The organism is Geminocystis herdmanii PCC 6308 (assembly GCF_000332235.1).
In the GTDB taxonomy this organism is placed as follows: Bacteria; Cyanobacteriota; Cyanobacteriia; order Cyanobacteriales; family Cyanobacteriaceae; genus Geminocystis; species Geminocystis herdmanii.
The window spans coordinates 3,991,069-4,008,154 of sequence record NZ_CM001775.1; the positions used below are offsets into that span (position 1 = coordinate 3,991,069).

At 34.8% G+C, this 17,086-nt stretch carries 15 protein-coding genes; 9 read left to right on the top strand and 6 right to left on the bottom strand.

What is annotated here, in order from left to right:
- The first annotated feature begins 39 nt into the window (after window positions 1-39).
- From SYN6308_RS19915 to zds, 5 genes are all read left to right on the top strand, one after another.
- The gene (locus SYN6308_RS19915; RefSeq protein WP_017296223.1) at window positions 40-792 is read left to right on the top strand and encodes a LemA family protein; all 753 of its coding nucleotides are present in this window, start codon (window positions 40-42) and stop codon (window positions 790-792) included.
- A 327-nt stretch (window positions 793-1,119) separates the two neighbouring features.
- Window positions 1,120-1,860 carry a Uma2 family endonuclease gene (locus tag SYN6308_RS19920; RefSeq protein ID WP_017296224.1) on the top strand — a complete coding sequence of 247 codons (741 nt, stop codon included), beginning with the start codon at window positions 1,120-1,122 and terminating at the stop codon, window positions 1,858-1,860.
- A 66-nt stretch (window positions 1,861-1,926) separates the two neighbouring features.
- Window positions 1,927-2,730 (top strand): Uma2 family endonuclease, encoded by an 804-nt coding sequence (locus SYN6308_RS19925; protein ID WP_017296225.1) that lies wholly within the window; start codon window positions 1,927-1,929, stop codon window positions 2,728-2,730.
- 60 nt (window positions 2,731-2,790) lie between these two features.
- Window positions 2,791-3,495, top strand: coding sequence for a Uma2 family endonuclease (locus SYN6308_RS19930; RefSeq protein ID WP_017296226.1), 705 nt, complete (start codon window positions 2,791-2,793; stop codon window positions 3,493-3,495).
- Window positions 3,496-3,637: 142 nt separating this feature from the next.
- Entirely contained in the window at window positions 3,638-5,089 is a 1,452-nt protein-coding gene (gene zds, locus SYN6308_RS19935; RefSeq protein WP_017296227.1) for a 9,9'-di-cis-zeta-carotene desaturase, read from the top strand.
- A gap of 67 nt (window positions 5,090-5,156) precedes the next feature.
- Here the strand turns inward: zds and SYN6308_RS19940 are convergent, their stop codons facing one another.
- The 3 genes from SYN6308_RS19940 to SYN6308_RS19950 all read right to left on the bottom strand — a co-directional run bounded on the left by SYN6308_RS19940 (window position 5,157) and on the right by SYN6308_RS19950 (window position 8,191).
- Complete coding sequence (locus SYN6308_RS19940) at window positions 5,157-5,948, bottom strand: SDR family NAD(P)-dependent oxidoreductase (protein ID WP_017296228.1); 792 nt, start codon at window positions 5,946-5,948, stop codon at window positions 5,157-5,159.
- A 92-nt stretch (window positions 5,949-6,040) separates the two neighbouring features.
- Window positions 6,041-7,171 carry a hypothetical protein gene (locus SYN6308_RS19945; RefSeq protein ID WP_017296229.1) on the bottom strand — a complete coding sequence of 377 codons (1,131 nt, stop codon included), beginning with the start codon at window positions 7,169-7,171 and terminating at the stop codon, window positions 6,041-6,043.
- Window positions 7,172-7,210: 39 nt separating this feature from the next.
- Window positions 7,211-8,191: a hypothetical protein gene (locus SYN6308_RS19950; RefSeq protein WP_017296230.1), complete on the bottom strand. Its 981-nt coding sequence runs from the start codon at window positions 8,189-8,191 to the stop codon at window positions 7,211-7,213.
- Window positions 8,192-8,292: 101 nt separating this feature from the next.
- On the opposite strand from SYN6308_RS19950, the gene SYN6308_RS19955 reads away from it, so the two are divergent.
- The 4 genes from SYN6308_RS19955 to SYN6308_RS19970 all read left to right on the top strand — a co-directional run bounded on the left by SYN6308_RS19955 (window position 8,293) and on the right by SYN6308_RS19970 (window position 13,753).
- Complete coding sequence (locus tag SYN6308_RS19955) at window positions 8,293-8,640, top strand: helix-turn-helix domain-containing protein (RefSeq protein ID WP_017296231.1); 348 nt, start codon at window positions 8,293-8,295, stop codon at window positions 8,638-8,640.
- Window positions 8,641-9,043: 403 nt separating this feature from the next.
- The gene (gene recG / locus SYN6308_RS19960; RefSeq protein ID WP_017296232.1) at window positions 9,044-11,524 is read left to right on the top strand and encodes an ATP-dependent DNA helicase RecG; all 2,481 of its coding nucleotides are present in this window, start codon (window positions 9,044-9,046) and stop codon (window positions 11,522-11,524) included.
- 261 nt (window positions 11,525-11,785) lie between these two features.
- Complete coding sequence (gltS, locus tag SYN6308_RS19965) at window positions 11,786-12,994, top strand: sodium/glutamate symporter (protein WP_017296233.1); 1,209 nt, start codon at window positions 11,786-11,788, stop codon at window positions 12,992-12,994.
- A gap of 87 nt (window positions 12,995-13,081) precedes the next feature.
- Entirely contained in the window at window positions 13,082-13,753 is a 672-nt protein-coding gene (locus SYN6308_RS19970) for a response regulator transcription factor (protein ID WP_017296234.1), read from the top strand.
- Between the two features lie 240 nt (window positions 13,754-13,993).
- Here the strand turns inward: SYN6308_RS19970 and SYN6308_RS19975 are convergent, their stop codons facing one another.
- From SYN6308_RS19975 to SYN6308_RS19990, 3 genes are all read right to left on the bottom strand, one after another.
- Window positions 13,994-15,307: a four-carbon acid sugar kinase family protein gene (locus tag SYN6308_RS19975; RefSeq protein ID WP_017296235.1), complete on the bottom strand. Its 1,314-nt coding sequence runs from the start codon at window positions 15,305-15,307 to the stop codon at window positions 13,994-13,996.
- 273 nt (window positions 15,308-15,580) lie between these two features.
- Window positions 15,581-16,564, bottom strand: a complete 984-nt coding sequence (gene moaA / locus SYN6308_RS19985; protein ID WP_026102186.1) for a GTP 3',8-cyclase MoaA — start codon at window positions 16,562-16,564, stop codon at window positions 15,581-15,583.
- Window positions 16,565-16,673: 109 nt separating this feature from the next.
- Window positions 16,674-17,039 carry a DUF2237 family protein gene (locus tag SYN6308_RS19990; protein WP_017296238.1) on the bottom strand — a complete coding sequence of 122 codons (366 nt, stop codon included), beginning with the start codon at window positions 17,037-17,039 and terminating at the stop codon, window positions 16,674-16,676.
- Window positions 17,040-17,086 lie beyond the last annotated feature (47 nt).

Consider the following 17,086-nt stretch of genomic DNA (forward strand, 5'->3'; position numbering starts at 1 on the left):
TTTAGAAAAATAGACAATTATATTAAGTTTTGTAAAAAAATGAGTCAACATCAAGAGCCTAAAATTCCTGACAGTATTGCGAATGAAGTTCTGCAAAAGGCTTCAGAATTATATGCTCAAAGCAATACTCAAGGATATTCTTTAACGGAATTACAAGAAATAGGTGAAAAGGTAGAAATTCCTGCCGAAATTATGTCTGAAGCCTTGAATCAGGTAAGAGAAAAACATCGTCAACTGCAAATTATTAAGGAAAAAAAAGAACAACAATTAAAAATTATTAAACTTAGTAGTTTTATTCTGGGTATATTAATTACTATGGCAACGATTTTTAGTTATAACATCCTTAATAGTCAAAGGGAAGAAGTTAAGGCAAGATGGGCTCAAGTAGAAAATCAATTACAAAGAAAAGCTGATTTAATTCCTACTTTAATTAATTTAACTCAAGCTCAGGCTAATCAAGAAAACCAACTTATTTTATTATTAGAAAATGCTCGTCAAGAATATTTAAAAGCTGATAATTTTCAGGAAAAATTAGTTTCTACTGAAAGGATTAATGAGGCTATTAATCAGTTTAATCAATATGCTTTAAATAATCACAATTTAGCATCTTCTCAGGTTTTTATTAATCTACAATATGAAATTGCTGGAACTGAAAATAGAATCGCAACAGAAAGAATGCGCTACAATCAATCGGTACAAAGATATAATCAAAGTGTTCGATCGTTTCCTTTATCAATTATCGCTAATTTAACTAATTTTCAAGAAGAATCTTTTTTTCAAGCTAACATATAAAGGTAAAAAATTAAACATTTCCAATAATTAAAAATACAATCAATTCTTGTTAATAACTTGTGAATTTAAGTTTATTTTTTAATGATCCTTCTTTGAAAATAATAATTTCTGGAGAAGTCTATTGGGCATCAAATTCAAGTTACATTTGAGTTATAAGTGAATGCTTTTTAAAGTGCAAGATGCTAGTATGATAGGGAATGTCAAGAAAAGTTAAGACTCATTGTTCGTTGTTATTACAATCTTTTTTAATGGAGAAAGTAGGTTCGATCGAACAGTTCTAATATAATAAAAGTTATGATAGAAAGAAATTTACCAAAAATGTAAGTTATGACATCTTCTCTGACTTTAACCCCCGTTACCGAAAACAAACTTGATACTTGTCATGAGATAATATATCCTCAAGGAGAGTTTTGGAGTGACGAACCACCATTGGAAACTTATCAACATTTACAACAAATTATTATCTTACTCAAATCCTTACAATGGTTGTGGCAGGATAAAAACGACTATTTTTGTGCCGGTAATTTAACTATTTATTATAGTCCCAATCAAAAAAAATCAGAGTATTTTCGAGGACCAGATTTTTTCGTAGTCTTAAATACGACTAATGATGAAACTCGCAAAAGTTGGGTAGTGTGGGAAGAAGGGGGAAAATATCCTAACGTCATAGTAGAAATCTTATCGGATAGTACTGCTAAATTCGATCGAACTGAAAAAAAAGAGATTTATCAGGATATATTTAGAACACCAGATTATTTTTGGTTCGATCCTTTTACCTTAGAATTTCAAGGATTTACCTTAATTAGTGGCACATATCAACCGATTCCCTCCAATGAACAAGGGTGGTTATATTCAGAACAATTAGAGTTATATTTAGGGTTACATGAGGGAAAATTGCGTTACTTTACTCCTGACGGTGAATTAGTTTCCACTCCCGAAGAATCTGCTATTCAAGAAAAACAAAAGGCACAAGTAGCCGAAAATCTCGCTCTTCAAGAAAGACAAAAAGTCGATAAATTAGCACAAAAATTAAGGGAATTAGGGATTAACCCTGATGAAATTATCTAAATCTATTTAGGAGTTTTAAATATAATAAAAGTTATGATAGAAAGAAATTTACCAAAAATGTAAGTTATGACATCTTCCCTGACTTTAACTCCCGTTACAGAAAACAAACTTGATACTTGCCATGAGATAATATATCCTCAAGGAGAGTTTTGGAGTGACGAGCCACCATTGGAAACTTATCAACATCTACAACAAATTATTATCTTACTCAAATCCTTACAGTGGTTGTGGCAAGATAAAAATGATTATTTTTGTGCCGGTAATTTAACCATTTATTACAGTCCAAATCAAAAGAAATCAGAGTATTTTCGAGGACCAGATTTTTTCGTAGTCTTAAACACTGACAATGATGAAACTCGTAAAAGTTGGGTAGTGTGGGAAGAAGGGGGAAAATATCCTAACGTCATAGTAGAAATCTTATCGGATAGTACTGCTAAGTTCGATAGGGAAGGTAAAAAAGCTATTTATCAGGATATATTTAGAACACCAGATTATTTTTGGTTCGATCCTTTTACCTTAGAATTTCAAGGATTTACCTTAATTAGTGGTACATATCAAGCTATAACTCCTAATGAACAAGGTTGGTTATATTCAGAACAATTAGAGTTATATTTAGGGTTACATGAGGGTAAATTGCGTTACTTTACCCTTAATGGTGAATTAGTGGCTACTCCTGAAGAATCTGCTACTCAAGAAAAACAACAAGTCCAAATTGAACGTCAACAAAAAGAATATGAAAGACAACAAGCTCAAATTGAGCGTCAACAAAAAGAATATGAAAGACAACAAAAAGACTTAGCTTTACAAGAAATTATACAATTAAAAGAGAAATTGAAACAATTAGGTATCAATCCCGATGATTTAATTTAAACACTATTAATTCTTGTTTTACAATGTTCATAAGCTAATTATTTATTATCAGGTGATATTATGTCAACTCAAATTCTTATACCACCAGAAGTTACCAAAAATGAGATAATATATCCTCAAGGAGAGTTTTGGAGTGATGAACCACCATTGGAAACTTATCAACATTTACAACAAATTATTATCTTACTCAAATCCTTACAGTGGTTATGGCAAGATAAAAAGGATTATTTTTGTGCCGGTAATTTAACTATTTATTATAGTCCCAATCAAAAAAAATCAGAGTATTTTCGAGGACCAGATTTTTTCGTAGTCTTAAACACTGACAATGATGAAACTCGCAAAAGTTGGGTAGTGTGGGAAGAAGGGGGAAAATATCCTAATGTTATAGTGGAAATCTTATCGGATAGTACTGCTAAATTCGATCACGAAGTGGCGCTGCGCGATCGATCTGGAAAAAAAGAGATTTATCAGGATATATTTAGAACACCAGATTATTTTTGGTTCGATCCTTTTACCTTAGAATTTCAAGGATTTACCCTCATTAGTGGCACATATCAAGCTATAACTCCTAATGAACAAGGGTGGTTATATTCAGAGCAATTAGAGTTATATTTAGGGTTACATGAGGGTAAATTGCGTTACTTTACTCCTGACGGTGAATTAGTTTCCACTCCCGAAGAATCTGCTATTCAAGAAAGACAAAAGGCAGATAAATTAGCACAAAAACTAAGGGAATTAGGCATTAATCCTGATGATATTGTGTGAATATATAAGGGATTTTAAATATATTAAATATAATCAAGGGATTGAGATTGCTTAGTTTCCTCACAATGACAAAGTTTTCCAAAGTGCAAGATGTCAGTATAATAAAAAATGTAAAGAAAAGTTAAGAAAAATTAGAACGACAATGCGAGTTGCCATCGTGGGTGCAGGATTAGCAGGATTAGCCACCGCCATTGATTTAGTTGACGCTGGTTGGGATGTCGAAATATTTGAATCTCGCCCTTTTGTGGGAGGTAAGGTGGGCAGTTGGGTTGACAGTGACGGTAATCATATCGAGATGGGTTTACACGTCTTTTTTGGTTGCTATTACAATCTTTTTGCTTTAATGGAGAAAGTAGGTGCGATCGATAACTTAAGATTAAAACAACATACCCATACCTTTATCAACGAAGGGGGTAGAGTGGGAGAATTAGACTTTCGTTTCATCACGGGCGCACCCTTCAATGGTTTAAAAGCCTTTTTCACCACCTCTCAACTATCGGCGGTGGATAAAATCGCCAACTCTTTAGCTTTAGGCACAAGCCCCATTGTACGAGGTTTAATCGATTTTGAAGGGGCAATGCGCAATATTCGAGCCTTAGACGGCATTAGTTTTGCTGACTGGTTTCGTAAACACGGAGGTAATCAAGGAAGTCTTGATAAAATGTGGAATCCCATTGCTTATGCTTTAGGGTTTATCGACACGGAAAATATTTCTGCCCGTTGTATGTTAACCATTTTCCAATTTTTTGCGGCAAAAACTGAAGCCTCTGTATTGCGAATGTTAGAAGGCTCACCCCATGAATATTTACATAAACCCATCGTTAACTACTTAGAATCCAAAGGAGTAAAAATCCATACCCGTCGCCAAGTGAGAGAAATTCAGTATCGAGAAGGAGAAGAAACCCTCGTCACTGGTTTATTAGTCGCCAAAGGAGACACAGAAGAATTAATTACCGCAGATGCTTATGTTTGTGCCTGTGACATACCCGGTATTCAAAAAGTTATCCCTCAAGGTTGGCGTAAATGGAAGGAATTTGATAACATCTATAAATTGACTGCTGTACCAGTAGCGACAGTTCAGCTACGTTTTGATGGTTGGGTGACGGAATTAGAAGACGAGGAAAAACGTAAACAGTTAGAAAAAGCTGAAGGTATCGATAACTTACTTTATACTTGTGATGCCGACTTCTCTTGTTTTTCTGATTTAGCCTTATCTAGCCCTGCGGATTATTATCGAAAAGGGGAAGGTTCTCTGTTACAATTAGTGTTGACTCCGGGTGATCCTTTTATTAAGGAAAGTAATGAAAATATCGCTAACCATGTGTTAAAACAAGTTCATAAGTTATTCCCTTCTTCCCGTGACTTAAATATGACTTGGTATAGTGTGGTTAAATTAGCTCAATCCCTTTACAGAGAAGCACCGGGCATGGATGTTTACCGCCCTTCACAAAAGACTCCTATCTCTAATTTTTTCTTAGCAGGTAGTTATACTCAACAAGATTATATCGATAGTATGGAAGGTGCAACCATTTCGGGTAAACAAGCTGCCCAAACAATTCTGAAATCTCATACAAAAGTATTAGCTATTAAATAATTTTGTTTGTTACTGTTAAATCCTGATTGGTGGGCATTGCCCACCCTACTTAAGTACTTCGATCAAACTATTGATTTTGACGGAATTGTTTTTCCACTCCGTTGACGATTAATTCCCTAGGGAAAAAGCGACTGAGATTAACAACAATTTGATTACCAATGCCTCCTGTAACTACGTTTGCTTGAGATTTTTCTAAGGCTGAAAGGGCATCTTTTACCACGTCTTCAGCTTTGGCTAGGGCATTTTTGTTGCTGTCTTCCATACCGGGGAAATTGGTAAATTCTGCTACTTCAGGAAATTTCGATTCCGTTGGACCGGGACAAAGTGCTAATATTTTGATACCATAAGTTTTATATTCTGCCCATAATGCCTCTGAAAATGACAAAACAAAGGCTTTGGTAGCGGCATATACAGATAAATAAGGTAAAGGTTGATAACCTGCGATCGAGCCTACATTGATAATCTCTCCCCTACCTTGAGATTTCATTTCCGTTAAGAATAAGTAGGTTAACTCCACTAATGCAGTGATATTTAGCTGTATCATGTCTAACTGTTTTTGTAAGACTCGATCGGTAAATCTACCATAATCTCCAAAACCGGCATTGTTGATTAATAAGTCAACAAAAATATTATCTTGTTTGACTTGATTAAAAACGATTTCTCCTGCGCCAGAAACCGTTAAATCTTGACAAATTACTTTAACTTTGATGGCATATTGAGATTCTAATTTCTCTTTTAATTCTACTAATAAAGAGTTCGATCGAGCCACAATAATTAAATTATAATTGCGTTGGGCTAATTCTTCTGCAAAAGCCTTGCCAATACCAGAAGAAGCGCCAGTTATTAATGCTGTTTTCATCATCAAATTATTTATTAGGGTGTTAGGGAATAGGGAATAGGGAATAATTTTTAATTTTTAATTCTCCATTCTCCATTCTCCATTCTCCATTATTATTTCCCTTTTTGTTGATTTTTAGCTTGTTCTAAAGCGACTTCTTTCATTGCTTCAAAAGAGTTACGATTTGATGTTCCTTCAATAGCTTTTATGGCTAAATCTTGGACTTGTTTTAAGGCAGAATCAAGTTGTTGAGATAAAGAATTAAGGCGATTTTCATTACTTAAAATAGTGGATTCTAAAGCCTGTATTCTGAGTTGATAATTTTGAGTTTCTCCATCAATTTCTTTATGTCTTAAATCAGCTTTTACCTTAGCTTGATAGTTACCTATTCCTTTGCCTTCCTCTTTAGCTTTTTTCACTTCATTTTCTAATTTTGCTTCAAATTCTGCAACTTTTTGTTTTGCTTCACCATATTCTTTTTCTTTCTCACTAATGACTTTTTCTCTTTCTTCCCAAATTTTTTCCTGTTGTTTTTTCGCTTCTTCTAAGTCTTTGTATAATTGAGTTAATTCTTGTTCATAATTTTCTCGATCGAGCTGTCGAGTTAATTGTAAATTATAGTTATACTCTTCATTTTCTCGCTGTTTATTTTTAGTATAAATATCGTTACGTTGTTTAACTTCTCTTTGCTTATTTTCCTGCTCTTTTGCCCACTCTTTTTTAGCAGTTAAGAGTTGCTCCCCTAAAGTTTCTTGTTGTTGACTATATTCATCAGAAAAATTTTTTTGACTTTCTTCATAGGTAGTTAATAAAGTTAATAAAGTATCTTCTTCAACACTTTCTAAATCATGCAATTCTTGCAGTTGATTAACTTCTAACTCAATATCATTTTCTAACTTTTCTAAGGCGGAGGCTTCCGTAATTAATTGCTCAGAAAGTTGACTAACCGCACTACCAAAACCAACTTGCAATTTTTCTAAACTAGCAATAATTTGCTCAATATTATTCATAGATGTAATGGAAGATTTAATAGGGATATTTGAGATATTTTCAATGGATTTAGGTGTAATTTGTACAGGGGAATTAGTTACCATAGTTTTGGCATTTTCAACAGCTTTTTGTTGTACTTGAGCTTGTTTTTGAACTAAAGTAATTTCTTTTTCTAACTTAGCCTTTTCCTGTTGTAATTCTTGATAAGCCTCTAAAATTTGGGCTTTGGTACTTTTAGAATTTACTGTTGTCATATTTTACCTCTAAAATTTTAATTATTTACTCTATTTACTTTAATTATTATTAGGTTGAAATGCTCTTAAAGCTAAGTTTTGAGCTTGATTTGTTACCTCTTTTAATTGAGTAATAATTTCTTCAATTTGCTGGTTTTGTTGCTGAATTTTTGCTTCTAAAGACTGCATTTTGAAGTCATAACCTTGTTTTGCAGACTCCCACTCTTTTTCTATTAGATTAGCCTTAATTTGTGCTTCTCGATCGGCTTCTTTAATTGCTTCACTACGAGCTTTATTTACTTCGGTTTTAATTTGTTCATCAAACCCTGCAATTTTCTCTTGATTTTGAGTAAATTCTGCTTCTTGATTAGCCAAAATATTTTCTCTTTCTTTCCATAGTTTATTTTTATCCACATTAGCTAAAGTTAGCTCTCTTTCTTGGAGTCTTTTCCCTTCTTCATATTCATCCATTTCTATTTTTCTGTCTATCTGTAATTGATAGGTAAAATCAGCTTCTAACTGTTGTCTTTGTTGAGTTAGTAAAGCAGATTCTTCAGCAATTTTTAAGTCAAATTCTGTTTGTTCTTTTTCCCATTCTTTGCGATATTTTTCTTGTTGTTTAGCAATATCATCTAAGGCATTTTGAGTCGAATTTTCAAGGGTTTTAATTCTCTCTTGATGTTCTTGTCTGAGAATATATAAAGCATCCGCAACTAAACGAACTTTTTGCAATTCTGTCAACTTTTCTTGTTCAACAATAATCGCTTTTTTTAGTTCCGTTAAAACATCTGATTCACTCTCTAATCGATTAGCGATTTCTTTGGTTAAATTACTAAAATCTAACTGTAAAGTTGCCATACTATTAACAATATTATTAACAGTATAATCAGCAACTTTGGCTAACAAAGCCTTATTTTTTTCCTTCTCAACGGCTTCCTCTTTTGTCTCAATTTTCGACTCTTGTTGTTGATACTCTACAACTAACTTCCCGAAGGCAGACATTATTTGTTCTTTGGTTTCTCGTATCTGTGTTTGACTCATAACAGTAAACTTGACTTTTTATTCAACATGATATTATCATCATAACTAATGTTGATTTTTTCGTCAACAAAAATGTTGATTTTTTATTCAAGTTAGGAAAAATGGAAGAAACAATAACTTTTGGCAGTGTGATTAAAGAAGCCAGAAAGAAAAATGGTTACAGTCAAAGGGATTTGGCGCAGATATTAGGTATCGATTATAGTTACCTGTCGAAGTTGGAAAATAATCGAGGAGAATACGCTCCCAAGGAGGATTTAATTCGTTATATGGCTTTATATTTGGAGTTAGATGAGGAGGAGTTGATTTTTTTAGCGGGAAGGATTCCTGCGGAAGATGAAGATTTGATTAAGCAACACTATCAAAATATGCCGTTACTTTTTCGCAGAATGCGGGAAAATCCAGAGTTTGCAGCGAAGATTTTTCAACAAGCCCAAGAATCTGATCATTGAGGAGTAAAGGATTTCGACAGTCTGTTAACCCTTATTCTCCTCTCCCATAGGAGACGAGAATTTAATGAATTTGACATAAAAAAAATAGATGATGAATAACTTGGAAGATTCCGAAGACAGGAAGACTCCGAAGAGAGCTACTCCTGATTTATGGTATTATTATCGATAACTACCATCCCACATTCAAGACCTTGCTGATAAATGTTATGATTTATTAAAAGAAAATCTCTATTATCCCTCATTATACTTGAAGAAGGTAGGACGTTTTTAAACGGTTAGAATTGGCATTCATTATAAAGCTATTGCCATCGAAGATGGACAAGATATTGCTTGGTTTTGGATTGAACATCATGCAGAATATGACAAAATATTAGGGTGATAATGAAAACCCAACCTTTTCGATATGAATAAGATAGATAATAATTTCGACTGGCAAAGAATCGCAAAATCTTTAGAAATAGAAAAAGAATTTGGTTATAAAAATATTCAAGGAAAACAATATCGCTTCAATGAATTTTTATGCTTAACTTTTGGTAATGTACCCCCTGTTAACAATTTATTAATCGCTTTTAAATGGCAAAAAATTGCTAAACAATATGCTATTTATCCTCAATTAACTTTACAGGAAAGAATCGATTTAATTAAGAATACAGAAATTTTAATTACGGAAATTCAAGCGAAACAAGATAATAATTTTCAAAGTTATGAAACTCCCCCAGTCATCGAACAAAAAATTATTAAAAACACTGAAATAAAAACTGTTAATACTCCTAAGAAGAATATCACCTTAGATGATCCTGTGATTAATTTAGAGAGTATCTTTTATAAACAAAAAGAACCTTTGATGAAATTAGGTCTTTATAAAGTTAGAGATTTATTGTTTTATTATCCTAGGGATCATATTGATTATACCCGTAAAGTGAACATTTGTGATTTAGAACCAGGGGAAACTGTTACCCTCATAGGTAAAGTCAAAAAATGTGATTGTTTTAGTAGTCCAAAAAATAAAAAATTAACGATTCTTAATATAATTATTAAAGATCAAACTGGAGAGTTAAAACTTAATCGTTTTTATGCTGGAAATTATTATAGTAATCGAGGTTGGCAGGAAAAAATGAAACGGATGTACCCTAGTGGTGCACTAATTGCGGTTTCGGGTTTAGTTAAGGAAAATAAATACGGTATCACCCTTGATAATCCTGAGTTTGAGGTGTTAGACAGTCACGGCGATAATATTAATTCCTTCAAAATTGGTAGTTTATTGCCTGTTTATCCTTTAACGGAAGGTATCCCTGCGGATGTGATTCGTAAGGGAGTAATGGAGGCTATCCCCTTGTTAAAACACATTGATGATCCTTTACCTGCTATACTTAAACAACAGTACGACTTGATTGATTTACAACGGGCTATCGCACAAATACATTACCCTGAAGATCAAGAAATATTAAGTCATGCGAGAAGAAGACTAATTTTCGATGAATTTTTCTATCTTCAACTAGGCTTTTTAAACCGTAAACAACAGGAAAAAGAAAGCCGTCAAGCGGTAGCTTTTACCCCCCATGGGCAACTAATTGAGCAGTTTAACCAGATTTTACCCTTTAAGTTGACTAACGCCCAAAAACGAGTTATCAATGAAATTGAGCAGGATTTACAATCGGATTCTCCGATGAATCGCCTTGTACAAGGAGATGTAGGTTCAGGAAAAACGATCGTAGCTGTATTTGCTCTTTTGACGGCGTTACAATCAGGCTATCAGGGGGCATTGATGGCGCCCACAGAGGTTTTAGCAGAACAACATTACAGGAAGATAGTAGAGTGGTTTAATCTTCTCCATTTACCCGTAGAATTGCTTACGGGGTCAACAAAGATGGCTAAACGGAGGGAGATACACGCCCAACTCCAAAGTGGAGAATTACCCCTTTTAATCGGCACTCATGCTTTAATTCAAGACCCTGTAAACTTTTGTAATCTAGGGTTGGTTGTCATCGATGAGCAACATAGATTCGGAGTGCAACAACGATCGAGATTACTGGCGAAAGGGAAAGCACCTCATGTGTTAACCATGACGGCGACACCGATTCCTCGCACCCTTGCCTTAACGTTACATGGTGATTTGGATGTGAGTCAAATTGACGAGTTACCCCCCGGCAGACAACCGATTCAAACTACGGCTTTGACGGGAAAGGAGCGCCTCCAAGCCTATGATTTAATTAAGCGAGAAGTGGCACAAGGAAGACAGGCTTATGTGATTTTTCCCATGATTGAAGAATCAGAAAAGCTAGACGTGAAGGCGGCTGTAGCCGAGCATCAAAAATTTAGTGACAAAATTTTCCCTGATTTTAATGTGGGTTTACTTCATGGTAGGATGAGTTCGATCGAAAAGGAAACAGCTTTAAACGGCTTTCGGGATAACGATATACAAATTATTGTTTCTACCACCGTTATCGAGGTTGGGGTAGATGTACCTAATGCGACAGTTATGTTGATCGAAAATGCCGAGAGGTTTGGCTTGTCGCAACTGCATCAGCTAAGGGGGAGAGTTGGTAGGGGAAGTCATAAATCTTACTGCTTGTTAATTAGTGGTAGTAAAACAGGGGATGCCATGCAGAGATTAAGTGTTTTAGAACAATCACAAGACGGTTTCTTTATTTCGGAGATGGATTTGCGTTTAAGAGGGCCGGGTGAAGTATTAGGTAGTCGTCAATCTGGTTTACCAGACTTTGCTTTAGCTAGTTTAGTGGAAGATCAAGAAGTGTTAGTATTAGCTAGGGAAGCGGCCGAAAAAATCCTTTTACAGCATAAATATTTAAAAGATACTCCCTCTTTAAAAGATGAATTAGAGAGACGTTATAAAAAGTTAATTGGTACGCAAATTTTAATGTAATAAGTTCGATCGAACTTATTTTACCACCGTAGAACAGGCATCTTGCCTGTTTTTTTTGGAGATGTCTATTACTTAAAATTTTTAAGTTAAAAATCCCCCTAATCCCCTAATACCTTAATTCCCCAACATTTTTACCAACTTACTTTGAAATAGCCTTGCTTAAAAAAAGGGGAAATAAGTTTAAGTTTCTCACAAATGATTTAGGACTGCTATAGTGTCATGGTTAGTAAAAAATAAATAGCTCGAATTATATATTATTTTATGAATATTATACAGTTAGATGTAAGACAAACAATTCTTATTGCTATTTTAGTCTTATATATCGGGAAGTATTTGACAAAAAAAATAGGGTTTTTACAAAATTTTAATATCCCTGATGCGGTTTCTGGAGGGGTTTTAGCTTCATTATTTTTTGGTATTTTATATGCTATTTTTCAATTACAGGTAGAATTTAGTTTAAATATTCGTGATGCGTTATTAATAATCTTTTTTACTACGATCGGACTTTCTTCTAAGTTAAAAACGTTATTACAAGGGGGAAAACCTTTATTAATCCTTTTGGGTGTGGCAGTCAGTTTCCTCTTTTTGCAAAATTTAACGGGATTGGCGGTTGCTTCGATTATGGGGTTAGATAAGCGTATTGGCTTGATTTCTGGTTCGATTTCACTTAGTGGTGGCCATGGTACAACCATCGCCTGGGCGCCCATTTTTCGAGAGACTTACGGCATTGAGAATGCTTTAGAAATTGGTATCGCTAGTGCTACTTTTGGCTTGGTTTTAGGGGGATTAATAGGAGGACCTGTAGCACAATGGTTGATTGTAAAAAATAAGCTGAAAATGAATGATTCTGAGGAAAATTTAACCGTAGGCATCAAACGGGAGCAACAAAATATTAAAATCGATTACGATACGATGTTATATAGTTTGTTTGTTCTTGGTATTACCATTGGCGTTGGATTACAAATCAATTATTTAGTATCTTTGATGGGGGTGAAGTTGCCTGATTTTGTGGCTTGTTTATTGGCGGGAATTATCCTTACTAATACTATACCTTTGATTTTCAAAAAATTACCTTGGCCTACGGATACCCCTTCTTTAGCTTTAATTGCTGATGTGAGTTTAGGTTTATTTTTGGCAATGTCATTGATGAGTTTACAACTTTGGACATTGGCAGGAGTGGGAGGTTCGATCGTAATTTTACTATTAGCTCAATTTTTGTTAAGTATTATTTACACTACCTTTCTTGTCTTCCCCATTATGGGTAAAGATTATAATGCCGCCGTCATTGCTTCTGGCTATGTAGGGTTAAGTTTAGGTGCAACTCCCACTGCGATCGCAAATATGACAGCCGTAACCGAAAAATTTGGGGCATCTGCTCAAGCCTTTATCATTGTGCCTTTAGTGGGGGCGTTTTTTATTGATATTGTTAACGCTTTTGTGATTCAGCGATTTTTGAATTTATTAAGTTAGCTTAATATGTTGATCAATTTTATAGTTCATACTTGGTAAAATGTATAATTTCCCATAGGTACTTAATTACCGATAAATCATCACAATATGAATAAAATTTTAGTAATAGAAGATGAACAAAAATTGGCAAAATTTTTGGAGTTAGAATTACAGTACGAGGGTTATGAAGTAATTGTCGCTAATGACGGTATGACAGGATTAACCATGGCGAGAGAAAGCAATCCTGATTTAATTTTGCTAGATTGGATGTTACCTGCTGTCTCAGGTTTAGAGGTTTGTCGTCGTTTACGCACTTCTGGCAGTAAAACCCCTATTATATTATTAACTGCTAAGGATGAAATTAGCGATCGAGTGGCGGGATTAGATGCTGGTGCTGACGATTATATTGTCAAACCCTTTAGTATCGAGGAATTATTGGCAAGATTCCGCGCTCATTTACGCCGTAGTAACGAAGAAGACCCAGATCAACTACAATTCCTTGATCTTACCCTCAATCGCCGTACAAGGGAAGTCAAAAGAGGAGAAAGATCGATCGAACTCACCGCCACAGAATATGATTTAATGGAATACCTAATCTCTCATCCTCGACAAGTATTAACTAGAGATCAAATTTTAGAAAAAGTGTGGGGTTATGACTTTGGCGGAGACTCTAACATTATAGAGGTTTATGTACGTTACCTACGTTTAAAACTGGAGTCGAATAAGGAAAAAAGAATTATTCAAACCGTCAGAGGAGTTGGTTATGTCTTAAAAGAATAATGGAGAATGGAGAATGGAGAATTAAGGTGGTTTCCAAGAAAGAATATACCAATCCCCCCTAAATCGTCTTCAAAAATTTTGAGTTCAATTTATTGAACGTTAAATATTAGCTGTGTAATTCATTACACGGTGGGTTATTGATTAACACCCTCCCTAACTCCCTAACTCCCTAACTCCCTAACTCCCTAACTCCCCAACTCCCTAACTCCCCAACTCCCTAACTCCCTAATTCCTTAATCCTTATTTAAGTCTTTGATAAGCGGTTACTAAACCATTGTCATCTCCCACATTACCGGGGAATAAAACTACAGGTAAATTAGGGAAAAGATGATGATTGTCAGGGGTAATTATAACCGAACATCCCGCTAAAATTTGTCCTAATAATCGAGCTTCTTTTAAAGCTAAACCATCGCTTAACACATCATTAGAAGTGATACCACCTTTACTAATTAAAAAGCCAATATCCGCAGGTAAACCTTTGACAATATCCATCAACACCGCAGAAACTTGCTTCCCAAATTCGAGTCTGGTATCAATGTCAGGAAAACTTAATTCTTGACGACTGGTATAAACTACAGGGGTTTTATTCTCATTCAAGGCTTGGGTAATTTTCTCTAATGCTGATTCAATTATCTGGTCTCGATCGAGCAAATTATCCCTTAAAATAGTAACATCGATTTCAATGCCCACAATATCAGGTTGTTGTAATAATTGCTTTAGTTGTTGAGTGGTTTTCTTGACGTGGGAGCCGACTATGATTACTCCAGAGTTATCCGTGGGTTTATATTTTGCCATAGCTTCCGCCGAGATAGGTTGTTTTCCTAAACCTGCCAAAGAAGTCAAAATACTGGCAGCACTACGGAAAAGGAACTTTTTGCCCTCTTGAGCAATTTGGAGCAAGTCTTGAGCGAATTTATCTAAATCCTGTTGATTTTCACCATCGACTACCACACATTGATTATGTTGCAATGCTCGGAGACGGTTTTGTGTGCCGTTGCGGATGTCATCCAGTAAAAATCTTTCCACTTTATCGGCAGTAATTTTACCGTTAGTTTTTTCTTCCACATAATCAGGAAGATAGCTATATTTGTAACCAAACACGGAATCTTGAGCAAATTCTGTTTGATGCACGGGAGTTTCAACACCATTAACTAAGAGATAGTGAATGGAGTCACGGGTAATTCTTCCTCCTTCAAAAAAGGCTGGTATCAAAAAATGTGCGTCAAATTCCCCTAACTCTTGGGCAATCACATCGGTTTCTAGGGGATAATGCCCTCTTAAAGTAGAGTCCGATCGACTTACCACTAAATACTCTTGTATTCCTTCCAGTTCGATCGCGCTTTTCAGATTATGGCAAACTTCTTGAGTGACTATTTTTGCTTCATCGGGAGTTAATGCCCTTGTGTTGGTTAAAATAAAGAAAATGGGGGCGCTATCTCGTAAACCGTCTCGCAGGGTATCAATATCCCATTGCATTAATAATAAACAACTATGGACAGTTTGAGAACCAGTCGGATCATCATCTAATACGATTATTTTTGGTTGTTGATTCATAAAAATTAGGTGTTAGGTGTTAGGTTTTAGGTGTTAGGGAGTTGGGGAGTTGAAGGAATTGGGGGAAGAGGGGGAGTTGAGGAAGTTGGGAAGAGGGGGAGTTGAGGAAGTTGGGAAGAGGGGGAAGAGGGGGAAGAGGGGAATTAATTGTTAATTGTTAATTCTTAATTGTTAATTCTTAATTCTCCATTCTCCATTCTCCATTCTCCATTCTCCATTCTCCATTCTCCATTCTCCATTCTCCATTCTCCATTCTCCATTCTCCATTATTGATTAGCCTCCAATTTGAGACATAGTACGATGATAAGTTTCTATGCCTGAGTCTCTTTCTTTAAAATTAATATCGGGTTTTATTAATAATAATTGGGCGACTTTTTCTCTAATTTCGGCGGTGTTAATACCTTCTCTTAAGGCTTGTTTTAAGTTAATTTGCCCTGTTTCATTTAACAAACAAGGGCGTAACCAACCATCAGCAGATAAACGTATTCTATTACATCGATCGCAAAAACATTCAGACATTTGAGAAATAAATCCTAAAGTGCCTTGACTATCAGGAATTTTGAACACTTCCGCAGGGCCATTTCCTGTTATATTAGCTTCTTGTAAACCCCATTTATGCTTAATTTTTTCCTTAATTTCTACGGAAGGAATCCACGCTTTTTCACCGAATAATTGACTATTACCAATGGGCATAAATTCGATAAATCTGACGTGCCAATTTTTGTTAATGGTTAACTCTGCTAAGTCTAAAATTTCATGATGATTAATATCTGGAATAATGACTACATTTAATTTTAAGGGGTTAAATCCTACTTCATAAGCCTTTAAGATTCCATGCCATGTTTTTTGCCAACGACTCTTACCATTGTTACCGATAATTCGATCGAACGTGTTAGCATTAAGAGAATCTAAACTAATATTAATACGTTTTAAACCAGCTAAAAAAAGTGACTCTGCTTTTTCTTCTAAAAGATAACCATTAGTAGTTAAAGATAAGTCTTTTGTTTCGGGTAAAGTCACAATTTCTGTGATAATTTCTGTTATATCCTGTCTTAATAAAGGCTCACCTCCCGTGAGACGAAATTTAGTAAAATCTAAAGGAATAAATACTTGTTTTAATAAAGTTAATAACTCATTTTTTGTCAATAATTCTTGCTTTAAAATATAGCTTAATTCTGCATCATTAGGCATACAGTATTGACAACGAAAATTACACTTATCGATTAAACTTATCCTGAGATAATCTACTTTATTCACAGAGTTAAATTCTTTATTTAGGGGTTACTGAAAAAGTTTTTTAGAGAGTAATGAGTAATGAGTAAAAAAAATTTTTAGGTATTAATTCTCAATTTTCCATTCTCAATTCTCAATTAATTATAGAATGTTCTTGTAAAACTTCGATCGGTATATATTCAAGGGTTTTTTCATGGGTAGAAGCGAGAATAATGGGAGGTGCGAATCCTGCGTTTAAGGCTTCCTGCCAACGAGCTACACATATACACCATTTATCTCCGGGTTTCAAGCCTTGAAAACCAAACATTGGCACAGGAGTAATTAAATCATTACCTTGTCTTTTGCTGAAAGCTAAAAATTCTGCGGTGACTTGCGCACAAACTAAGTGTAATCCTCTATCTTCTGCACTGGTTTCACAGCATCCTGTACGAAAAAATCCTGTCATGGGAGATTTGCAACAAGTTTCTAAAGGATTTCCTAGTACATTTTTAGTTGTCATAATTATTATTGATCATGAGTAATTTTGCTTTATTTTATTATAATTTA